Genomic DNA, 22,123 nt, shown 5'->3' on the forward strand with positions numbered 1-22,123 from the left:
AAGCGGCATAAATTCCGATTCCGTCGATAAAACCCGCCCGTACATCTATTTCATTTTCAGAGTCTTTGTTTTACGTGTAGCTTTGATTCAAATAAAAAACTACAGACATGAAAACAACGGTAAAACAATTAGCAACAGGAACATTTTTAATCGTTCTGTTATTGATGGGAAACACAAAAGCTGAAGCTTCAGAAAGAAAAGTCTTTAGCAAAACATACACCGAAACGGCACTTCAGCTGGAAAACTGGATGACCGAAGAAACCTTCTGGAATACGAATTCTACTGCCCGTATTGAGTTTGCTCCCGAAATCGAAGTTGGTTTGCAACTCGAAGACTGGATGCTGGATGACTCAAACTGGAAAGTAAGTAGTCCTGAAGACGAACCCCGTTTAACGATTGAACATTGGATGATCAATAAAAAATTTTGGAGGTAACTTGGAAAAAGAATTACTCATAGTGCTAGTTTCATGAAAAGAGGTTGGAAAATTTCAATCTTTTTTTTACATCCTTTGCCTTGAAAAGAGGACTTCTCTTAGATTATTTGTTGTGTTGCCGGTTTACCTCAAAGTAAAAGCGCCGCAAAATATGCCGACCGGATTCAAAAAAAGGCCGCCTTACGGCGACCTTACTCCCTCAATTGATTTGTAGCTTTTGCTACTCAATGTGCCCCTTTCTCAGTCTATCCAACCGAACAAAAGCGGCTGGAGACAAGCTATTTTATTTCAACACAAATGTACTGTGCAAGCCTTCATCCGAATTCGGCCCGATCCACACCTCAAAATCACCGGGTTCAACAACATAAGCTTTCCCGTTAAAAAACTGCAGATCTTCAGGTTTTATCTGGAACGACACTTTCCGCACATCGCCGGGTCTCAGGTTGATCTTGTCAAAGCCTTTCAACTCCTTGATCGGACGCGTAAGTGTTCCGACTTTATCGTGCACATACAGTTGTACAATTTCCTCGGCCTCGAAATTCCCCACATTTTTTATGTCGGCTGAAACCGTGATGGATCCGTCTTTTGTCATTTCGCGGGATGAAAGCACCAGGTTACTGTACTGAAATTCGGTGTAGGTCAGTCCGTAGCCAAAAGGCAGCAAAGGTGAAACTCCGTAATCCAGATGCATTGATTTAAAACCAAGCGACAGCTGTTTGGTGTTACGCGGAATATCGTCGATGTAAATGAAATCGTCTTCCGTTGCAGGGCGTCCCGTATTTTTCCGGTAATAATAGAACGGAATCTGTCCCGCCCCTTTTACAAACGTCACCGGTAGCTTGCCTGATGGCGAGAAGTCGCCAAACAAAAGATCAGTCACCGCCGGCCCCGCCATGGTTCCCGGATGCCAGGCATACAAAACGGCATCGGCCATTTCCATTTCTGCGCCAATGGCCAGCGGCCTTCCGGCCATAACAACCAGAATAAGTGGCTTTCCGGTCTTCTTTAATTCGCTGATTAACTCGGTTTGAATACCCGGCAGGTTAATGATCCCGCGCGCATTGGCTTCGCCCGACAGAATCGCTTCTTCTCCGGCAAAGAACAGGATGGCATCGGAACTCTTTGCAGCGGTTAATGCATCTGAAAATCCTTTGGTTGATTTGTCGCGGCTGTACTCCAGCCCCGGTGAATAATTCATGCGATTCCCCAACATTTGCCCGATTGCTGTCCGCGGGGTGGTTGAATCATCTTCATCCCCGTCAAAAACCCAGGTTCCTAGCTGATCGCGCGGAGCATCGGCCAGGGGACCGATAACCGCCAAACGCTGAATGGATTTTGAAATCGGCAATGTATTGTTTTTGTTTTTTAGCAACACCATGCTTTTTCGCGCCATTTCACGAGCCTCAGCTAAATGCGATGCCGCCAGAATCGTATCGCTTGATACCATCTGATCGTAGGGTTTTGTAAACAATCCCAACTTCATTTTAGCCCGAAGAATGTTACCCACACATTCGTCAATCAGCTGCTCTGAAACCACTCCTTGTTCAATCAGTGATCTTAAGTTTTCGACATAACAGGTGCTTGCCATTTCCATATCAACACCGGCTTTTACCGCAATTTCGGCGGCCTGGCGTTTATCGGCTGCAAAACCATGATTGATCATTTCTTCAATCGATCCCCAGTCGCTGACCACCATTCCGTCGTATTTCCATTCGTCACGTAAAATTTGTCTCAGTGTAAATTCGTTTCCCGACGTAGGCACACCGTTTAAATCGTTAAATGCCGACATAAACGTGAGCACTCCAGCTTCCTGCGCTGCTTTAAATGGACGCAAATGAACGTTGCGCAGCAGCGGCTCCGGAATGTACGTTGTGTTATAATCGCGACCGGCTTCGCTCATTCCATAACCTACATAATGTTTGGCACAGGCAGCCATCGCCGTTGGGTCGTTCATATCACCCTGAAATCCTTTTACCATGGCCGCAGCAAATTGCGAGGTTAAGTACGGATCTTCTCCACAGCTTTCGGCAATTCGCCCCCAGCGCGGATCCCAGGTAACATCCATCATTGGCGCAAAGGTCCAGTTAATTCCCATCGATGAAGCCTCTACCGCAGCAATTCGCATCGATTTCTCAGCTGCCTCCGGTTCCCATGAAGAAGCCATTCCGAGCGGAATCGGGAAGATGGTGCGATAGCCGTGAATTACATCGCGGCCAATCAGCAAGGGGATTCCGTGCTTGCTTTCTTCAAGCGCCACCCGCTGCAATTCGGCCACTCGCTCGGGGCCAACCACGTTTAGCACCGAACCAACCTTCCCATCGCGGATTGCCTGTTTGAGCGCTTCTTCATCGGGGTAAAAACCGTCAGCAAGCTGCTGCATCTGCCCGATTTTTTCATCCAATGTCATCTGAGCGATCAGTTCCTTTATTTTCCCTTCCTCTGTAGTGCTGCCCGTATTTTCAATATTGGCACAGGCTGTCGCCAGAATCATCAACACGATGTATGGTAAAATATTAAGCTTCATGTCTAATTTTTATTATTCCTTATTCCTCCTGAAATACTTTCACATAATCTACTTCCATGCTTTGCGGGAAAATGGTATTATCAATTCCCTGTGCACCTCCCCAGTTACCACCAACGGCCACATTCAGAATAAAAAACTGTGGTTTATCGAAAGGCCAGTTTTCGGCGGTTTTGTTTGACGGGGCATACCGGTGTGTTACATTTTCAGGGGTATCGGTATAAAAAACCATTTCTTTTTCGGTCCAGATCAAACCATAAATATGGAATTCTTCTTCGGCTGTTTCCAGGGTTTTGCTGCTTCCGCTCCCGTTTCCTCCGTAGCCAGCCGATGTATGCACAGTTGCATGAACGGTATTGGGCTGGTAACCCACATATTCCATGATGTCGATCTCTCCGCATGCAGGCCAGCCCACTGTCCCAATGTTGGCACCCAGCATCCAGATTGCAGGCCAGATTCCGGTTCCTGACGGAAGTTTGGCACGAATCTCCATCCGTCCGTAGGTAAATTCCTTTTTACCGCTGGTAATCATCCGGGTTGAGGTGTAAGAACCTGCCACCTTGTTATCATTTACTTTCCTGGCCGTGATCGTTAAGATTCCACCTTTTACTTCGGCGTTGTCACCGGCTGTGTAATTCTGAAGTTCGTTGTTTCCCCAGCCACCTGAACCTGTTTCAAAAGTCCAGTTGTTGGTATTAACTGCATTTCCATCAAACTCATCCGACCAAACCAAGGAGAACTTTGAGTAATAATCGGGATCGTTTGAGGCAATGGAAACGGTTTGTTTCGAAGAATACGTTATCCCGTCTTTGACAAGCTGCAACTCGATTTCATAATTTCCTGAATAGGGAAAATATGCCACTGCTGTGTTTTTATTCTCAATATTCCGGCTCCGGTAAATCCACTTCATCGAATCAAAGGTTCCTTCCGAGGTATTCACCAGGTTTACGTAATTGGGACGGGTTCCATCCACGCTTGCCGAAAAAGCAACGACTAAATCCGTTTTCGAAATGGTCACGGTTTGAGAGCTTGACTTTCGGTCACCTTCCAGTCCGATCAATTCCAACGAAACCACATAAGCGCCAGCCTCGGGATAGTACACTTCAAAAACCTGAGATTTGGTCGTGGTTGTCTCGGTGCGGCCATTTCCAAAGTTCCAGTTTAACAGGTGATATTCTCCTTCGGATTGGTTGGTAAAACGCACATGATTATCATCGATAAAAGTGTAACTAAAACCGGGAGTAAAAGCTACGCCGGCATCATCGCCTCCGCAGCTACTCAGAAACATAACACTAAAAAACAGTGTTAGCATATTCCTGAAATTCAAAAACCGAACTGCTTTTTGCATCTTCATCCTAATATCTTATTAACGTGTGTTTCGTGTTTATAACTCGTGTTTCTTTTCCATCCGGCAGGCGAAAAAAGTAGTGCCCCAATATTTCATTATTTAACCCGAAAGCAATCGTATTTATGCTCGTTTCCGATATCTGACTGTAAGGGTAAATTCATCTAAATGAGCTTTTCCGAATCCGTTCCAATATGCAATTCCATTTTTGCGGCTCCGGCACAGGCGTTTTGAAAAGAGCAGGAAAGGGAAGAAAACCTTCCCTTTCTTATCTAACCAAACACAACCTATCGACTGGCAGATTTGATACCCTCGACATGCGGGCCTGCCAACTCATCAAAATAAAACTCATGCGTTCCTTTGTCTACTCCCGGATTCAACATGATTCTCACAACATTGTAGAAATCGTGGCTAACTGCAGCATTCGGATCTGTTACGTCATTTGTAAAGAAACTACCTGCAGCACCATTGTTTGCGATTCCTTTGAAGTTGTATTCCACCACTTCCCAGGTATTATCCTGCTGAATAGTATAAGTCAGTTCAACACCCGACATCCAGGCCTCTCCTCCCCAATCAGTGTTCTCCAGCTTTAATAAAACTACATCACCTGCTTTACCATAAACCTGCATTTTGAACGTGCTTAACTGGCGCAAGTCGAAACGATAGCCCGACGGCAGTTGCATAAATGCATTGGCATACGGATTAGCGGTTTTAGAATAGAAACCAACTTTTGTACTCTTATTCGGGTACTGGCGATTAGGATTGTCAACTGTTGATACAGAACAATCCTGACCTTGTGCCGCAATCATTATCACTTCGCTAAAATCGTTGTACATCACCATCTCATCCAGGAGGAATTCCACATAATCCGGATGGTTTTCGGTAATTTCAAGGGTCTGTGTTTTGGTAAGAACACCCAGCGAAGTAGTTGTTGTAACCGTAATCATATAGGTCCCTTTTCGCATATAAGTATTGGTGAACACTTCATTTACATCGGTAGATTCCTGCACGGTTCCGTTTCCAAAATCAACTGAAATATTGTCGATCGACTGGCCTGCAGGAATATTATTCACGGTAAAATGAACTTCGTAAGCGTTGATTCCACTTCCGGCCTGAACACCTACGGTATATTCAATCTTCGGAGGTTCGTATCCTTTGGGAATCAAAATGTAGTACCAGCGATTTCCGTCACCGCCAATACAACTTAGCGAGAGTTTATTTTCTGAAAGTTCATCGATTCTGAATTCGTTATCTACAGCGCCGTAGTCAAAGCCAAAGAAAGCAGGCGTTTCAGAGCTTAATATAAGATAATCGCCGTCAGCTTTGTTTGTTATTGTCCACGTAGCCGGCGCAGGATTATAGTTTACCTTACAATCTGCTTCTCCGTATAGCGGTTCCGGATTTGAATAATAGGGTAAATTCTTCCTGAAATCTTTAACGTAGGAATCGCCATTGTTATTAAAATCAAAAACAAATCCTTCAATTTTAAACACGAATTCATCATCGTAGGCTCCCGAGTTTGTTTTCTGAAGCGGAGTCGCTCCCCACCATTCGGGCCAGGTACCTCCGGCAGGACCAATTCCAAAATGTCCCCATGTCAGACTATCCACAACCCATGTTTTACCTTGGGCAGCACTTGCACCGCCACTTAAGAAAACGTATTTCTCATCGGTAAAAATTGAATAATCGGTTTCGGTTGTAGTATGCGTTTTTGTAACTGAACTACTTCCACCGTTGGTCAGAATGGTCATCGTAATGGTATAATCTCCGGGTAACGGATAATAGGCAGTTGCCGAAGATGACTTCACCGTTGCTCCGTTTCCCAGATTAAAACTTACCGTACTAATTCCGCTTAGCTGCGGGCTAACCAGGTTCACTTTAAAATGGTAAGCATCGTCACCCGGGGTGATTGAGAAATCCATTGTAGAAGGATCAGGCGGAAGGTTTATGCTCGATTCCGGGCCATCTTCCATGTAGGGTTCGCAGCCAAACATTACCATCAGCGCGAAAAGCCACATTAAATTGAAATATATTTTATTCTTCATTTTAGTCCTTTTAAATGATTAAACCATGAGGCCTACTTGTAAGCAGGAACCATTTGTTGTAATACTCCCTGGTTGGTATTGCGCAATTCGCTCGCCGGTATTGGGAACATTCCCCAGGTATCGGCTTTGAACGTACGCGGAGTGAAATGCGATGGATTTGGAACATCGGCGGGCACATTAAAACTGTCGTTGATTTTTTGTCCGGCATAGTTGTTTCCTCTTCTCAGCAAGTCCCATTTGCGAAGACCTTCCAGTCCGAATTCAACGCGACGTTCGTGATAAATATCGTCGAGTGTGATTGCCCCTTTAGCTGCTCCGGTTCCCATTGCACGGGTACGCACCTTGTTAAAATATCCGAGCGATTTTGAAGGATTGTCGGTCAGGAATAACTCAGCTGCCATCAACAGAACATCGGCATAGCGAATATCCATAAAATTGCGCGGAAAATTGTGGTTGGCGTCACCACCCGAACCAATGTAAGCATTCAGCGCCATGAATTTGTTATTGAAATACCCGGTATTCATAAATGCACGGGTGTAGTCATTCAATTTGGTTTCAGCATCGTACAAGGTTACCTCTTTACGAGGGTCGCCGGCTTCAAACTCATTCAGCAAGCTCCAGGTAGGAACCGAGAACGACCATCCCGGGAACAATCTGCCATTGTCGCCGTCGGGGTTACGAACGCCTACCCAAACACACGAGAAGTTACCGTTGATGTTCCAGCCACCCCAGTCGCCTGATTTGGCTTTGTCGGAATACTGAATTTCAAGGATCGACTCTTCGTTATTTTGATTGTCCCAGCTCCATAATTCGGCATAATCCGGAACCAAATCGTAAGCTTCACTGATGATCACTGCTTCAAGAGCATTTTGTGCATAGGTTTTATCGATGGTCGTCGTTCCGTCCGACCAGTTTCCAACACCCATCACGGGTTTTGCAAAACCTTCGTGATACAAATAGATCCTGGCAATTAAGGCCTGAACTGCACCTTTGGTAATGCGACCAGTTTCATCAGCTGAAACGGTTACCGGCAGAACTGCCACTGCTTTCAAAAGATCGCTGGCAATCTGGGTAAACAACTCTTCCGGTGTATTTTGAGGAAGGTTCTTGTAATCTTCTACCGACGGCAACACTTCCGTAATGATCGGGGTGTAACCGTAGTGACGTACAAGATCCCAGTAAAAATAGGCTCTTAGAAACAAGGTCTCTGCTTCGAGTCTTTCTTTCATTCCCTCGGTTGCCCAGGCTACATTGTCCTGTTTTTGCAGGTAAAGGTTGGCCCGGTAGATTCCCGAATAACACCGGTTCCACAGGTCAGAAGCAGAATTGTTTTCAGCTCCCATTTTAAACATTTCCATGTCCTGCCACTGGCTCATGTCACTAATGTTTGAACCACCGCAGAAAGCATCGTCAGAGAAAATATCCGACATGGTAGGAACAAACTGCCAGTTTTGTACCGAATAAGCATCGTACACAGCAGCCACGGCCAGCAAGGCCTGTTCTTCGTTCTGGTAGTAGTTGGCTTCTACCTGCCCGGTTTTGGGTTCCAGTTCCAGAAAATCCTGGGAACAGGACACCTGCAGGAAAACCAAAGCAACGAGACTTAGAATATATATTGTTTTGTTTTTCATCTGTTTTAATTTTAAATAGTTGATCATTCGGAACGAGCTTAGAAAGTAATGTTTACACCTCCGAGCACGGTTCGCGGCTGCGGATAAATACCATGATCGATACCATTACTAAATACACCACCACCAATTTCAGGATCGTAGCCGATGTACTTTGTAAACGTGAGCAGGTTTTCTCCTGACACGTAAAAACGCAGGCGATCAATTTTCAGGTAATTCGTTACGGTTTTGGGCAAAGTGTAACCCAGGGTAACGTTTCTAAGCCGTACAAAACTTCCGTCGTGAACAAAGAAATCACTCACTGTTTTCATGTTTTGATTGTCGTCGACAAAAGTTACACGAGGATATTCGTTTGAAGTACCGGGACCGGTCCAGCGATTCAGCCATTCCGTACGGTAGTTGGTTCCGTTCATGTCGTAACGACGGGTTGCATCGTATACTTCCTGACCAAGCGCAGCATAAATAAAAGCCGTGAAATCGAAACCTCCGTATTCAAGCGTCAGGTTCAAACCTCCTGTAAAATCGGGATACGGAGATCCTAATTCCATGTAATCATCCGTAGAAATCTTTCCGTCGCCATTGGAATCCACAAAGCGAATGTCTCCCGGTTTGGCATTGGGCTGAATCAATCCTCCGTCGTTATTTGTGTAGGCATTAATTTCTTCTACCGTCTGGAAAATACCATCGGTTTTTGCGCCCCAGAAAATTCCCATTGGAGTTCCAACTGCAGCATACAAAACTCCCGACTGACCAAAACCTCCGTCACCGCCCTGCAGGCGTTTTTCGGCATTCTGAATGTCGAGTACTTCGTTTTTGTTGTAGGCTCCGTTAATCGATGCACTCACATAGAGTTTACCCAATTCTTTCCGGTAGCTTACTTCTGCTTCGAAACCTGAGTTACGAACTTCTCCACCGTTAATCGTTGGTGCTGAGTTACCCACCAACATGGGCACAGGAGCGGTAACCAACCAGTCTTTTGTGGTTTTCACGTAGTAATCGAGCGAAACGCGCAAGCTGTTTTCCAGCGCTGCCATATCGATACCAATGTTGGTTTGTTCTGAAGTTTCCCATTTCAACGACGGGTTTGCAATTTTGGTAGGTTGCGTTCCGTTGTACTGGGTTTTATTGTCGCCGAAATAGTAGATGTTTTGGTTACCAATAATTGACGTATAACCAAAGTCTCCGATGTTTTCACTACCGTTTTGTCCCCAACTGGCACGAATTTTCAACAAATCGAGTTTGTCAGCCAATCCGGCCAGAAACTCTTCGCGTGACAGCACCCATCCCATAGAAACAGAAGGGAAGTAACCGTACTTATTTTCCGATCCGAAACGGGAAGAACCGTCGCGTCGCAGCGTAGCCGCCAACATGTACCGATCTTTATAGTCGTAGTTTACACGACCGAAAATAGAAGCTACCGTATGTTCCGAGAACCCTCCGTAAACGTTCATACTTTCAGGATCCGTTGCATTATCAATGTAGGAATGCTCAAGATCATCGAAAATCACATCCTTTTTGCTTCCGCCAACATTATCGAACTGATCTTTAAATCCTGTAGTACCGGCCATCAAGGTGAAATGATGGTCCTCGATGGTTTTGTCGTAAGTCAATACGTTTTCAAAGTTCCAACGGGTATAAAGTCTCATCTGACGACTGGCCTGATCGGTGATGGTAAAATGAAGAGCATCGAGGTAATAATAGGGCTGATACCCTCTATCGTCGACCAATGCCAGCTCTCCGCTGTAAGACGATTTAAAAGTTAAACCCTTCAATACGTCAGACAGTTTGCCAAAATCAACGGTACCGGTAAGACCTCCGATAAATTTGCTGGTTTTTGTTTCACTGTTAAGCTGATCAAGCAAAGCAATCGGATTGGTAATTTCCTGCAATCCAATTCCAAATTGCTCAGGTGTTGCCCACGAACCATCACTGTTGGTTACCGGAACAACCGGAGGCATGTTGATAGCCTGTGCCAAACCGTTTCCAAAATGGTCGTTGGTATCAATCCCTTTACTGTTTATGCGAACAAGGTTTACGTTTGTTCCCAAATTAAAGAAACCAAATTGCGAAGTGCTATTCAGGCGGATGCTGAAGCGTTCGTATTTTGATTTGCCCTTGGCAACAATACCATCCTGTTTCAGGTAATTAAATGAAGAAGTGTAAGCAGTTTTTTGGGTACCTCCGGTAAACGATATGGAATGATTTTGCTTTGGAGCATCGTAATTAAACATCTGGTCCTGCCAGTCGGTGTCAGCAGTAAAGCCTGCAATTTCATCGCTGGTGAAATACAAGGTTCCGTTACCATTCAACGAAGCCTCGTTGGTGAGCATTGTGTATTCCTGTGCATTCAACAGGTCGAGCTTTTTCCATGGATTTTGAACTCCGTAGTAACCGTCGTACGATACCGTGAATTTTTCGTTGGTATTTCCTTTTTTGGTCGTAATCAGGATTACACCATTCGCACCACGAGCTCCGTAAATCGCACTTGAAGCAGCATCTTTCAAAACTTCAATAGATTCAATATCTCCCGACGACAGGAAATCTGTTCCTGCGCCACTCATTGGCAAACCGTCGATTATGTATAAAGGCTCAGCATCTCCGTTGGTGCCAATCCCCCTGATACGAACCGAAACCTGGTCGCCAGGTTGCCCCGAATTACCGGAGATAACAACACCTGCAGTTTTTCCCTGCAAGGCTTGTGTTAACCTCATATCCGATGATTTTCTCAATTCATCTCCATCTACTTTTGCAATAGCACCGGTTACAAGGCTTTTCTTTTGAACACCATAACCAACCACCACCACTTCGTCGACATCGAAAGCAGTACTTTCCAGTTGAACATTGATTTCTGTTCGTCCACTAACTGCAACTTCCTGAGTTTTCATTCCTACAAACGAAAACTGAAGAATAGCATCGGCAGGTACTGATAATTGGTAAATCCCGTCGATATTGGTAACGGTACCATTTGTAGTACCTTTGACAACAACCGTAACTCCGGGCAATGGCTCGTTGTCGGCAGCCGAAATTACCACACCTTTGAGCGCAACTTCCTGGGCAAACAAACCCACGGAGAAGATTGTCCCCAAAAGCAACATGAGAATTTTTCTCATCATTTGTCTTCTTTTCATAGATAAAAGTTTGATGTTAATGTGTAATAATGACGTACATTTCATTTGAACACCCGCCTAATTGCGGTGTATCTTTGCAATATGATCTTATTGTGAATTTGTGCAGGAGGCGTTTTTCAAGATAGGCCTTAAATTTCATAGATAAGTTATTTTTGTTTCGTTAGACACTCTATCAGATTTCAGCATAATCCACATCGTGAATTCCGTCCGTCTGATTAAATTGTAGCAACAAAAATGTGATTTGACCTAACCCAAAGCAAAAAAATACCTATCACATAAATACTTCATTCATATTTTTTCAATACATCAAAAACACATCACAAAAACCATTAACACCTAAATATGTGGTACTTAACAATTATTAACTTGTAGTGTTTACTACAACAGCACAGTATGTGTTCTACAACACATCTGCTTTTATTGTTAAATATTCAACAGGAAAGTAGATAGATTAACATCGCGCGAGAGTTCCATCTTTTTCCGGAGGCGATAGCGACTGATTTCAACTCCACGATCAGAAATATTCATTAAAGTGGCAATTTCCTTGGTCGATATGTTCATTCGAATATAGGCACAAAGACGTAGATCTTTGGGTGACAACTGCGGAAAATGTTCTTTTAGCCGGGCAAAGAAATCGGCATGCACTTCCTCGAAATAACTCTCAAAAATCTTCTTTTGCTGCTGACCATCAATTTCGCGATCGATACGCTTTTTTAGCACCACCATTTTGGTTTTTACCGAACTGTCGGCGGTTTGGTCTGCAATCTGTTTTAATTCCTGGTTGATCTTTAACAGGAATTTATTTTTCTGAACAAGACTCAGTGTTTGATTAGCCAATTCCTTATCCAGGTATATTTTCTCTGCCTCCAGTTTTTCATTTTTAAGCCGGATGATTTCCTTGTCGGCCAACAGCGACTGTTGCTGGAATTCTTTTTCTGTCTTTTTTAGCTCTTTTTCATGTTTCCTTCGTTCTCTCTGCTTCGAACGTTCAAACCGTCGTTGCACAATCCAGGTGATTGCAATAATCAACAGAATAAAGAACAAGAGGTAAATATAGCGGGCCAAAAGCGACCGGTACCAGGGAGGAGTAATGACAAACGAAAACTGCGCTTCGTCACTTTCGGCACCGTAAGCATTTTGGGCTTTTACCCTGAAGACGTATTCATTCTCGGGCAGGTTGGTAATATCCCTGTAGTTGTCGGGCGACCAGGGCGACCAGCTTTCGGAATAGTTATCGATAAAATAGCTAAACTGCAACTGACCCGGATTCTGAAAAAAAGGTGCTGCAAAGTAAAAGCGGAATGCATTTCGGTTAAAGGGAAATTCGCGGGCCAAATCGGGCTCCTTTGGATAGATCACCGAATCGAGATACGGGACTTCAACTTTGGTAATAAACGACCGGAAGGGTACATTGTAGGAAGTAACTATGCGCGAAGAATAATGAGCAAATCCATCCTCTATTCCAAAAAATACGTTGTCGTTACCCAGCACATACAAAAACTCAAATCCGCCAACAAAGGTGCCGCTGAGCTGAGAAAACGGCGCAGCTATTTTACTATAACTAAAATCGTCGTTCTTGTGTAGTAGCCCGGCATCTTTCCCGGCAATGTACCAAAGGTTTTCCTGATCGTCGACTGCTACAAATTTTATCTGATCGCGGAGGTCGAAAAGCGTATTTAATTCCTCATTCTTTTCAAACCTGTCTTCTGCCTTGTTGTATTGATACAAACCGTCGGTTGTTGAGATGTACCAGTTTTTATTGATTTCCATCAACAAATTTTGATCGACACTTGGTAAGCCTTTGGCAGAATTATACAAGGTCATATTTTCAACCGATTCATGGTCGGTACTAAACTGAATTCGGAACACTCCCTTACTCCCATGGCTCATCCACAGGTTACCTTCCTCATCCTGTGTCAGAAACCGGCTCGATTCAGAGAAGTTCTTTATTTTTGTTTTAAACTTCCATCCACTGCCCAAATCCTGAAATAAAACCAGTCCGTTGTAGTGGCCTCCCACCATTAAAGTCGAATCCTCCGACAGCTGAATATATTTCCACCCTCCAGGTTCTTCACTCATTTTTCGGGCTTTCGTTCCATCTATTATGAAAGTTCCAAAATGGTGTCCGCAAACCAGCTGATTATTTATCACTTCGAGACTCCAAACCTGTCCTTCAGTATTTTTTATTAATTCAAATCCTTCTTCAGTATTGGTACCAATCGCATTGAACGGTTTTACAAAAAGTCCCTGATTGGTTCCCAAATAGAGATTATCATTATTGACGATGCAGCAATAACCTGTACTTATTCCATCGTAACTCGTTATGTAGCTAAGCGGAGAATTCAACTCAATATAATCTATCCCGTTATCAAGTCCCAGCCAAAGATTTCCCGAATTGTCGAGGAATTCACTTAAAATGGTATTGTTTTGAAGTCCTTTTGCACGATTAATTTGCTGAACTACTTTCCCGTCTGATGTTACAATCAGAATTCCATTCAAAATTGTACCTATTGCTAAATGGTTTTCATCGGTTTTTACCGCGCAAAAAAGTTTGTATTTACCTACCAGATCATTTACAGGAACATCCCATTCATCCAATTTCCCGTTTGAATAATAAAACCAACCATCCTGAGCCGTCCCTATCAATAGTTGATTATCGTGAAAACTGACAATGGAAAGAATCTCCGAGTTTATAAGTTCATCTGCCCAGGGAACCTTGTTGACAAAACCGTTGATCAACTCAAATAAACCTACGCCCGGCTCGTGAAAGAACAATCGATTATTCACATAAAAAGAGTAACTAAACGCCTTTTGAGGCCTGATTGTCGAGATCTCACCTTCCCGGTAAATAAAAATGTACTGGTACGATTGAAAAACTATTCCGAACTGAGTTTCGTAAATTTTCCAAATCACGCCTGTCCCGCCAAAATCTGAGGGTAGCTTACTTTTTAAACTCCTGAAGCGAGTATTCTCGTCACTATTGGTCTCATACACACCAAAATCATCGTCTAATCCAATATAAACTGTGCCTTTTTTATCCACACAAACCGAGCGAACCGGCGAACGACCCGGAACATCAAAGAGGGTCCATTTTACGCCATCGAACCGAAGCAGCCCATCATTATTGGCAAAATATAAAAAGCCATCCGGATCCTGTGCAACTGCCCAGTTCTGTGTTCCTGCATTGTATTCTGATTTAGGATAATTGTGAATTTTCGGTATACCGGTATTCTTCACCTGCGCGAAACCGGTCCATGGGAGGATGAAAAGCAATATGATCCAAAAATTTCTCAAAACTCAGGCCTGATTTTATTAGCTGTCCGAAAAATAACGTTTTTGAATTTAAAATTTTCCGAGACAACTTGCAAACGAATTTTTCATTGGCGAATTCAGGCAGTTGTTCATCAACCGGATCAAGTTATTCACCGATAAAATAAATGCCCTACAAGCGAAATTCGTAACTTTTCTATAAAAACCGGATACCATGAAAAAGCTACTTATTGTCGTCATGGTGCTACTAACTGCCTGCCTGCAGCAACAAAACAGGAAAAACCTTTACGGCTTTTGGCAAGGACCGCATCCCGAAGACGATACCCGAAAATTTTATATCCGATTTTATGAAAACAACGATTCGCTTTCTGCACACGGCTATTGGACACACCACGGTTTTTATGATTCGGCGTTTGATATCGATTCTGTTTATTTTTCGGAAAACGAAATTCACTTTTATGTACCGATGTGGGGATGTCACTACCTTGGTAAATTTACCGGCCAGTCTATTATCTCCGGAGGATTTTGTTGTCCGGGAGAACCCTTCGATAGTGTCAGCCTAACGAAAAACGACACCATTCGTTCTTTTCTTACAGATATCCTTCCCGGATCTCAAAATCCAGGGTTTCGATATACCTGGCAAGCGCCCCGGGCAACGAACGATAATCTGGAATGTACCACTCAACTTTCACACGGCGAAATGTTGTTTGTTGATTCACTACTTTCCGAAATAGTTGAAGGAAAATATGGGAGAATCAACTCCATATTGCTGGCCAGAAACCATCAGCTTTTTTGTGAAGAATACTTTTGGGGCTATCAGGCAGAAGATCTTCATCCGCTGGAATCGGCGACAAAAAGTATCACTTCCTTGTTAATCGGCATAGCAATTGATCAGGGGAAAATTAACGGAACAGAAGAAAAGATCGCCGATATCTTTCCGGAAATCAGGCATCAGCAAGCGGAAATTTTTCGCCAAATAACCTTGCAACATTTGCTTACAATGACTTCCGGTTACGAATGCAAAGATGATGAACTCACACAAAACGACGACCGAATAAGTTTTTGCCTGAACCGAAAAATCATCCACGAACCGGGCAAAGTCTTTCAATACGACGGAGGCAATACTGAAATTCTCGGAGCTGTTATCCACCGAAAGACGGGAATGTTTGCCGATGAATTCGCTTCGAAATACTTGTTTACACCCTTGAATATTTCGTGTTACCAATGGTCAGACTACCGGCAAAACGGCTATCCGCTGATGTCGGGGGCTTTGCATTTGCGGCCGCGTGATATGTTAAAGATTGGAGAACTGGTCTTGAATAAAGGAAGGTGTAACGAACAACAGATCGTGAGCAAAGAATGGATTGATGCATCAGCCACCACCGCTGTAAAAACAGGTATCGACAATGACAACTACAGCTATTTGTGGTGGAACATTTCGCTGGAATCGAAAGAAAAAGAGTATCGCTGCATCTGGGCGAACGGCTGGGGAAGCCAGTTCATTTATATAATCCCCGACTTGAACGTTGTAATGGTTACCACGGGTCACAACTACGAACAAGACTCATGGGCGATCACCTCCGGATTGGGAAAATACATTTACCTTCTGGATGAAGATGCAACCGCAGCTTCCTTTTAGGCAATAAAAAACCGGCCCTGGTAATCCAAAGCCGGCCTGTATATTGTATTTACGGCGTACTACTGTTTTACACGTTCACTGTATGAACGGTCGCTTGTATTTACGCGAATTACATCGCCTTCGTTGATAAACATCGGAACCATAACTTCAGCTCCTGTTTCAACAGTTGCAGGTTTCAAAGCGGTTGAACTGGCAGTGTTACCTTTTTCTCCTTCAATTGTACTTACAACTGTAAGTTCTACTTTTTCAGGCATCTCCGCAGTTAACGGAACTTCCTCGTCTGCATGAAACTGAATCTCAATAACCTGTCCTTCTTTCATCAGGTCGTTGTTTTCCACCATCGAACCAGGAATCGAGATTTGTTCGAACGTTTCATTATTCATCACGTTCAAGCCCATATCGTCGCGATACAGAAATTGGTACTGACGACGTTCCACACGAACATCTTCCACTTTCACGCCCGAGTTAAAAGTATTTTCAATTACCCTTCCGGTTTTTACGTTTTTCAGTTTGGTACGAACAAAAGCCGGTCCTTTACCGGGTTTTACATGCAAGAATGATACAATTGTATAAATATCACCTTTGAATTTGAAACACAATCCGTTTCTAAAATCTGATGTAGAAGCCATATCTAAAAGTTATCTTGTTTTTAAAAGTGCTGCAAAAATAATCAAATCAATTAAAAATCAACCCCTTCTGTTATTTTTGACAGATTTTTTATAAATTTTCCTAGCGGGTCTTTTGCTCCACACCGTCTATTTCGTAGCTTTTTATTACTGCTTTCAGCGCTCCTACACGCATGTCAAACGTCACAAAAACGGGAACTTTCTTTTCTTTTGAAATATAGAATCGCACACCGTCAGCCCGTTTTAACACTTTGCCTTTTGCAACAGTCGGACTCAAAACGTAACACTTGATGGGACCAATATCTGTTTCCACGGTTTCCTCGCGCAAGTACTGCACCGAGATATCCGATACTTTATCGGCATTCAGCGTGGGGTATGTCACCCCATCGCCGGGATTCAGGCTGTCGAACGGCTGATTGTGCAGAAAATAAAACAATATCGAAATCATATCTACCAAATTAGGCGGAACCTTGCGCCAACCGCTTCGCTGACTGTAGATAGAATCAACGTCATGATAAAACAAGGTCTCGTTATAACGGGTATAATTGCCTTCCTTTACATTCCGAATGGTTTTTAGCGGAAGAAAAGTTTCTGCATCCACGGTAGTCTCGTAAATATCGTAAACGCCGTATAACTTTTCGGCCAGCCCGGTGGTTTGTCCCATCATGTAATAATGAAAAGCCGGCTTTCCATTGAAAACGGTGTCGCGAATAACCATTTCAGCTTCGCCCCCTTTTAAAAATCCAAATTTCAGGTTAAATCGAATGCGTTCTTCTTTGGCTTCCAAGGTTTGAAAGCTCCAAACGAGTAATAAAACTATCAGAATATTTTTTTTCATTTTAATACTTTGTTCTTGGGGATCGTTGCCACAAAATCCTTTAAATAAAAAGGTTCGAAATAGGCAACGTTTTCAAATTCCCGCTGGTTATACTTCTTTTCCGATAGTTTTTGCATAAATCGTGCCGATGTTTTTTCCGGCCCCTGAAATACCGCGTTGGGATGTGTTAACGTTTCCCTGCATTTTTCTGCTCCATTACCAAAAAACAGGATCTTGTTTTCAGCCAACAGGCTGGCAAACGAGTTGTCGTCGATAATTTCTGCCGTAACGGATTGAATCATTTCTCCGCTTTTATCAAAAATGGCGGTGTAAACTTCCATTCTGCGGGCGTCGATCATCGGACAAAACAACAGGTTTTCATTGCTTTCGACATAATAATCAGCAACATTTTCTGCCACATAATGTCCCATTGCTTCAATCGATCCGACACCAATCATCGGAATATTCAATCCGTAGCACAAGCCTTTTGCTACCGAAACTCCGATACGCAGCCCGGTATACGAACCCGGACCTTTACTGACCGCAACCGCATCGAGCTCATTTTTATCGAAGCCGGCTGTTTCAAACAGTTCTTCGATATAAACCGTGAGTAACTGCGAATGGTTAAGACCTTTTGTATTCTCTTTCAGAAAAAGCGTTTCGCCGTCTTTTGTCAAGGCCACCGAACATACTTCGGTTGACGTTTCTATATTTAATATTGTTGCCATAAGATTATCAATAAACAAAGTTCTGCAAAAATAGTTAAAGCATAACAATCTTTCCGTTTAGAACGACGGCATCGAGCTTCATGTTTCGGGCCGCCTGCAACGCATCCGCTTCGGTATGCACAATCGGCTCTCCTCCTGCATTAAAAGAAGTATTTATCAAGGCTTTAACATTACACTTATTATCAAGCTGTGTCAATAAATCAAACATAAACCGATTTTGCTCCCGTTCGAAAATAGTTTGAAAGCGCGCCGTCCCGTCGGCATGAACAGCTCCGGCAATTTCTTTTGCTTTTTCAGGGAGCACTTCAAAATCGAGCAGCATGTATGTTGAGAGATGATCGATTTTTGATTTCCCGGTAAAATACCGGGTATTTTTTTCGAGCGCAATTGGCGCCAGCGGCCGGTACCATTCGCGTCCTTTTTTTTCCATACTCAGTTTTCCGGAAATTTCTTTTGAATCGGCAAGCGCCAAAATACTCCGGTTACCCAAAGCACGTGGCCCGGCTTCGCCAAAACCGTTACAAATACCCACTATTTTTTTCTGAATCAGTAATTCTGTTATCTGGGCGATGGTTTTTGGATCATAATTAGCTGAATATTCTTCAATTCCCAAGTTGTTCAGGTAAACTGAATGGTTCTCCACTCTTCCATGTTTAATCCATTCGGCAAAAGCTGCAGCGCCCAATGCCAGACCAGAATCTTCGGTACACGGCGGAATAAATACTTCGCTGAATAACCCGCTTTTTACAATCTGCGTATTGGTTACGATATTCAGGGCCGATCCTCCGGTATAATACAAATATTCAGCTCCGGTTTTGGCTTGTAACTCTTTCAATTTATTCAGAGTTGCCTGTTTAAAAACCTGTTGTAATGTTGCCGCCACATCGCGGATAAAGGGATCGTTCTGGTTAAACGATTTCAGTTCAACTCCCCAGTCTTTTTGGGCCTGACGAAAGAAATCAGAAGTTTTTCCCCAAATGTCTTCAAAAAAATTATGCTGAATCAGCCATTCCTCCAATTCGGGGCGATAGTTTCCCCAACCTGCAAATCCCATAAATTTACCGGGAACCGAGTTTTGCTCCGCCAGCTTTGCTCCGATGATTGAAAACACCAGCGCATTGGCATTGTATAACGTTGAGTATGGTTTTAAATCCCAATGGTATTCGATCCATTCAATTTTTCCGTTTCGGAATACTGCTGCGGAAAAATTGCTTAAACTGGCCCCGCCATCAAAATGTACGAGCAGACTATTCTCCTTAAAATTCCCAAAAAACGGAAGACACGAAAATATATGCGCCAACTCGTGATTAAGCGCCCACGCTTCCTTTTCTTCGCCAAACCACCAGCATTTCCCTTTTTCCAAGGCGGTGGAAAGACGATCATTCAGCGGAGCCTCGAAACGTACTTCTCCCGAAGGAGTAAGAAAAGTTCGTCCGACCACATTGTCAACAAAAACCAGGTCGTAGTCAGTTCCCAGCAATTTCTGCTGTTTCAGAATGTCTTTTAAATGCAGATAAAGGGTATTGTCGCGCTTTCGCCTTGAGATACGTTCCTGCTGCAAAAACCGGATCACTTTCCCGTTTTGCATCAGCGCCAGATTGTGATCGTGCACATAAAACGGATGTTCATAGTCGAAACGATCCTGAATTCCGTAAACAGCTAATGTGGGCCGGTTCCTGTCCATTAGCCAAAAATTTGAAGGGCAATAACGATTCCAAGTAACAATAGAAAAAAGAACTCACTCCAGAAACGGCTCTTCATAAAAACCAGGAAATTGGAAATCAGATACGTTACCGGGATGGCTGTTAGAATAAGCATTTCGTGCGATGCAGCGGGAATGAGTACAAATCCTCCCAGCGAAAAAACAAAGACGAAAAAGAATACCGTAAAATATTTTCGGGAACTTACTTTTTTGGTGTCGTATTGCTGTGCCATTACAATGCTTCCCAGCACCGTGAATACCACCAAAACTCCAAGATAAACCTGAAGCGGAATATTAGTGCGGAAATGATTGACCGGCTCCATTATACTTTGCTGAAATATCTGCAGCAAGGAAATTAAACGGCCGGTGAAAAAGAAATAGCTCCCAGCAAATATCAGTGGCAAAAGAAAGCCGATGATAATTAGCACAATTTCGCGCCAGCGGGTATCGCGGTTCAGCACCAGCAGCCCAACAATGAAAGCGGGTAAAAACACGACCATGTTGAAATAAAACAGCGAACCTACGCCCAGCAAAACCCCGACATCAAACGCAATGGTGTAGGCTTTTGATTGCTCAAAAATTCCAAACAGCCGAAAGATGGCCACCAACAGAAAAATGGCTGCAAAATACACCGGCAGCAAGGTATGCAGCCCCGTAAAACCGCCAACAATGATGATAAACAAAATGGCGGGCAGCCGCGTTCGTATGCGAATAAACTGGTAGCGGGCAATAATCATCTCGACCAAAAGCGCAAGAACCATTGTCAAAACCGCTGAAAGGACAACATTAAGCAATGGGCTTTGTTCCGTTAGTCTGAAAATGGGAGCAAACAACACATTATCAGCCTCGCCGGGCATAAAACCATAATTGTATGGAGACAGAAATTTCTCGAACCAGAATGCCAAAACAGCAAACGGTATAAAAATCAGATTCCCTAAACTATTTGATTTTAATGTTTTTAAAAGCATGCATTACAGATCGAAGCCCAAATCTTTCCTGTAGTATTTACCGTCGTATTGTATTTTTTCTGCGTTTGCAAACGAAGCGGCCAAAGCATCTTTCATATCCGTTCCGTACGAACTTACTGAAATAACTCTTCCTCCGGCTGTTACCACCTTATCTCCGTCCATTTTAGTGCCGGCATGAAATACGATGCTGTTTTCCACCTTTTCTTCGCCGGTTATTACTTTTCCACTTTCGTAGCTGCCTGGATATCCTCCCGAAACCAACATTACGGTAACCGCTGTACGATCGTCGAATTCAATTTCTTTACCGGCCAGCGTTCCGGTAGCCGCGCCTTCCAAAAGATCGACAAAATCTGATTTTACCCGAAGCATCACCGCTTCGGTTTCCGGATCGCCCATGCGAACATTGTATTCAATCACAAAAGGCTCTCCCTTCACGTTGATCAGTCCGAAAAAGATAAAACCGTTGTATTCAATATTGTCTTTTTGAAGTCCCGAAACCGTCGGCTGAATGATCCGTTCTTCCACTTTTTTCATGAACACCTCGTCGGCAAACGGAACCGGAGTAATGGCTCCCATACCGCCGGTATTCAAGCCCGTATCGCCTTCTCCAATACGTTTGTAGTCTTTTGCTTCGGGCAGAATTTTGTAATCCTTACCATCGGTGATCGTAAACACGGAAACTTCCACTCCGCTTAAAAACTCTTCGATTACCACTTTGCTGCTGGCCTGACCAAACTGTCCGCCAAGCATTTCCTTTAATGATGCCTCAGCTTCTACCAGTGAATCGATAATCAAAACGCCTTTCCCGGCCGCCAATCCATCGGCTTTTAAAACATACGGCGCCTGCATCGTCTTCAGAAAATCAACTCCTTCGTTTATGTTATCTGAAGTAACCGTAAAATATTTGGCTGTTGGAATATTGTGGCGAGCCATAAATGCTTTGGCAAAATCCTTACTGCCTTCAAGCTCGGCACCGGCCTTTTTCGGGCCAACTACCTTAATATCTTTCAACGCTTCGTCGGCAGCAAAAAAATCATGCAAGCCTTCCACCAACGGCACTTCCGGCCCCACCAACATCAGGTCGATGTTGTTTTCCAACACCGCTGTTTTTATCTTTTCAAACTCGCTTACACCTATTGCCAGGTTGGTTCCCAATCCTTTTGTCCCGGCATTTCCGGGAGCAAAAAACAATTGGTCAACTTTATCGCTTTGTTTAATTTTCCATCCCAAAGCGTGTTCCCTTCCGCCCGAGCCAATAATCAATATCTTCAT

Annotated in this window: 14 protein-coding genes; 2 read left to right on the forward strand and 12 right to left on the reverse strand. The window is 43.6% G+C overall.

The annotated features are described in order from the left end of the window. Positions 1-107 precede the first annotated feature (107 nt). Positions 108-434 (forward strand): hypothetical protein, encoded by a 327-nt coding sequence (locus MR764_RS18875; RefSeq protein ID WP_247981015.1) that lies wholly within the window; start codon positions 108-110, stop codon positions 432-434. Between the two features lie 283 nt (positions 435-717). Here MR764_RS18875 and MR764_RS18880 read toward each other — a convergent pair whose 3' ends face one another. The 6 genes from MR764_RS18880 to MR764_RS18905 all read right to left on the reverse strand — a co-directional run bounded on the left by MR764_RS18880 (position 718) and on the right by MR764_RS18905 (position 14,395). Continuing rightward, on the reverse strand, positions 718-2,958 hold the full coding sequence (locus MR764_RS18880; protein ID WP_247981016.1) for a glycoside hydrolase family 3 N-terminal domain-containing protein: 2,241 nt from the start codon (positions 2,956-2,958) through the stop codon (positions 718-720). Positions 2,959-2,977: 19 nt separating this feature from the next. Then, a complete protein-coding gene (locus MR764_RS18885; RefSeq protein ID WP_247981017.1) occupies positions 2,978-4,267 on the reverse strand; it encodes a glycoside hydrolase family 16 protein in 1,290 nt (429 codons plus the stop codon). A gap of 320 nt (positions 4,268-4,587) precedes the next feature. After that, on the reverse strand, positions 4,588-6,345 hold the full coding sequence (locus tag MR764_RS18890; RefSeq protein WP_247981018.1) for a PKD domain-containing protein: 1,758 nt from the start codon (positions 6,343-6,345) through the stop codon (positions 4,588-4,590). Positions 6,346-6,377: 32 nt separating this feature from the next. Next, complete coding sequence (locus MR764_RS18895) at positions 6,378-7,976, reverse strand: RagB/SusD family nutrient uptake outer membrane protein (protein WP_247981019.1); 1,599 nt, start codon at positions 7,974-7,976, stop codon at positions 6,378-6,380. A 38-nt stretch (positions 7,977-8,014) separates the two neighbouring features. Beyond that, the gene (locus MR764_RS18900) at positions 8,015-11,086 is read right to left on the reverse strand and encodes a TonB-dependent receptor (RefSeq protein ID WP_247981020.1); all 3,072 of its coding nucleotides are present in this window, start codon (positions 11,084-11,086) and stop codon (positions 8,015-8,017) included. 438 nt (positions 11,087-11,524) lie between these two features. Further along, positions 11,525-14,395 carry a triple tyrosine motif-containing protein gene (locus tag MR764_RS18905; RefSeq protein ID WP_247981021.1) on the reverse strand — a complete coding sequence of 957 codons (2,871 nt, stop codon included), beginning with the start codon at positions 14,393-14,395 and terminating at the stop codon, positions 11,525-11,527. 190 nt (positions 14,396-14,585) lie between these two features. Here MR764_RS18905 and MR764_RS18910 point away from each other — a divergent pair, with 190 nt between their 5' ends. After that, positions 14,586-16,010 (forward strand): serine hydrolase, encoded by a 1,425-nt coding sequence (locus MR764_RS18910; RefSeq protein ID WP_247981022.1) that lies wholly within the window; start codon positions 14,586-14,588, stop codon positions 16,008-16,010. Positions 16,011-16,069: 59 nt separating this feature from the next. Here the strand turns inward: MR764_RS18910 and efp are convergent, their stop codons facing one another. The 6 genes from efp to purD form a co-directional block, all read right to left on the reverse strand. Beyond that, the gene (efp, locus tag MR764_RS18915) at positions 16,070-16,639 is read right to left on the reverse strand and encodes an elongation factor P (RefSeq protein WP_247981023.1); all 570 of its coding nucleotides are present in this window, start codon (positions 16,637-16,639) and stop codon (positions 16,070-16,072) included. 100 nt (positions 16,640-16,739) lie between these two features. After that, positions 16,740-17,474 carry a DUF3108 domain-containing protein gene (locus tag MR764_RS18920; protein ID WP_247981024.1) on the reverse strand — a complete coding sequence of 245 codons (735 nt, stop codon included), beginning with the start codon at positions 17,472-17,474 and terminating at the stop codon, positions 16,740-16,742. Next, positions 17,471-18,181: a tRNA (adenosine(37)-N6)-threonylcarbamoyltransferase complex dimerization subunit type 1 TsaB gene (gene tsaB / locus MR764_RS18925; protein WP_247981025.1), complete on the reverse strand. Its 711-nt coding sequence runs from the start codon at positions 18,179-18,181 to the stop codon at positions 17,471-17,473. The genes MR764_RS18920 and tsaB overlap by 4 nt, the downstream gene beginning before the upstream one ends. 34 nt (positions 18,182-18,215) lie before the next feature. Further along, the gene (locus tag MR764_RS18930; RefSeq protein ID WP_247981026.1) at positions 18,216-19,865 is read right to left on the reverse strand and encodes a carbamoyltransferase C-terminal domain-containing protein; all 1,650 of its coding nucleotides are present in this window, start codon (positions 19,863-19,865) and stop codon (positions 18,216-18,218) included. Next, positions 19,865-20,851, reverse strand: a complete 987-nt coding sequence (locus MR764_RS18935) for a DUF6427 family protein (protein WP_247981027.1) — start codon at positions 20,849-20,851, stop codon at positions 19,865-19,867. The genes MR764_RS18930 and MR764_RS18935 overlap by 1 nt, the downstream gene beginning before the upstream one ends. 3 nt (positions 20,852-20,854) lie before the next feature. After that, the gene (gene purD / locus MR764_RS18940; RefSeq protein ID WP_247981028.1) at positions 20,855-22,123 is read right to left on the reverse strand and encodes a phosphoribosylamine--glycine ligase; all 1,269 of its coding nucleotides are present in this window, start codon (positions 22,121-22,123) and stop codon (positions 20,855-20,857) included.

It is taken from the genome of Maribellus sp. YY47 (assembly GCF_023111095.1).
GTDB lineage: Bacteria > Bacteroidota > Bacteroidia > Bacteroidales > Prolixibacteraceae > Draconibacterium.

Coding starts and splice junctions, on each gene's coding strand:
- MR764_RS18875 (WP_247981015.1), top strand. CDS start 108: ATGAAAACAACGGTAAAACAATTAGCAACAGGAACATTTTTAATCGTT.
- MR764_RS18880 (WP_247981016.1), bottom strand. CDS start 2,958: ATGAAGCTTAATATTTTACCATACATCGTGTTGATGATTCTGGCGACA.
- MR764_RS18885 (WP_247981017.1), bottom strand. CDS start 4,267: ATGCTAACACTGTTTTTTAGTGTTATGTTTCTGAGTAGCTGCGGAGGC.
- MR764_RS18890 (WP_247981018.1), bottom strand. CDS start 6,345: ATGAAGAATAAAATATATTTCAATTTAATGTGGCTTTTCGCGCTGATG.
- MR764_RS18895 (WP_247981019.1), bottom strand. CDS start 7,976: ATGAAAAACAAAACAATATATATTCTAAGTCTCGTTGCTTTGGTTTTC.
- MR764_RS18900 (WP_247981020.1), bottom strand. CDS start 11,086: ATGATGAGAAAAATTCTCATGTTGCTTTTGGGGACAATCTTCTCCGTG.
- MR764_RS18910 (WP_247981022.1), top strand. CDS start 14,586: ATGAAAAAGCTACTTATTGTCGTCATGGTGCTACTAACTGCCTGCCTG.
- efp (WP_247981023.1), bottom strand. CDS start 16,639: ATGGCTTCTACATCAGATTTTAGAAACGGATTGTGTTTCAAATTCAAA.
- MR764_RS18920 (WP_247981024.1), bottom strand. CDS start 17,474: ATGAAAAAAAATATTCTGATAGTTTTATTACTCGTTTGGAGCTTTCAA.
- tsaB (WP_247981025.1), bottom strand. CDS start 18,181: ATGGCAACAATATTAAATATAGAAACGTCAACCGAAGTATGTTCGGTG.
- MR764_RS18930 (WP_247981026.1), bottom strand. CDS start 19,865: ATGGACAGGAACCGGCCCACATTAGCTGTTTACGGAATTCAGGATCGT.
- MR764_RS18935 (WP_247981027.1), bottom strand. CDS start 20,851: ATGCTTTTAAAAACATTAAAATCAAATAGTTTAGGGAATCTGATTTTT.
- purD (WP_247981028.1), bottom strand. CDS start 22,123: ATGAAGATATTGATTATTGGCTCGGGCGGAAGGGAACACGCTTTGGGA.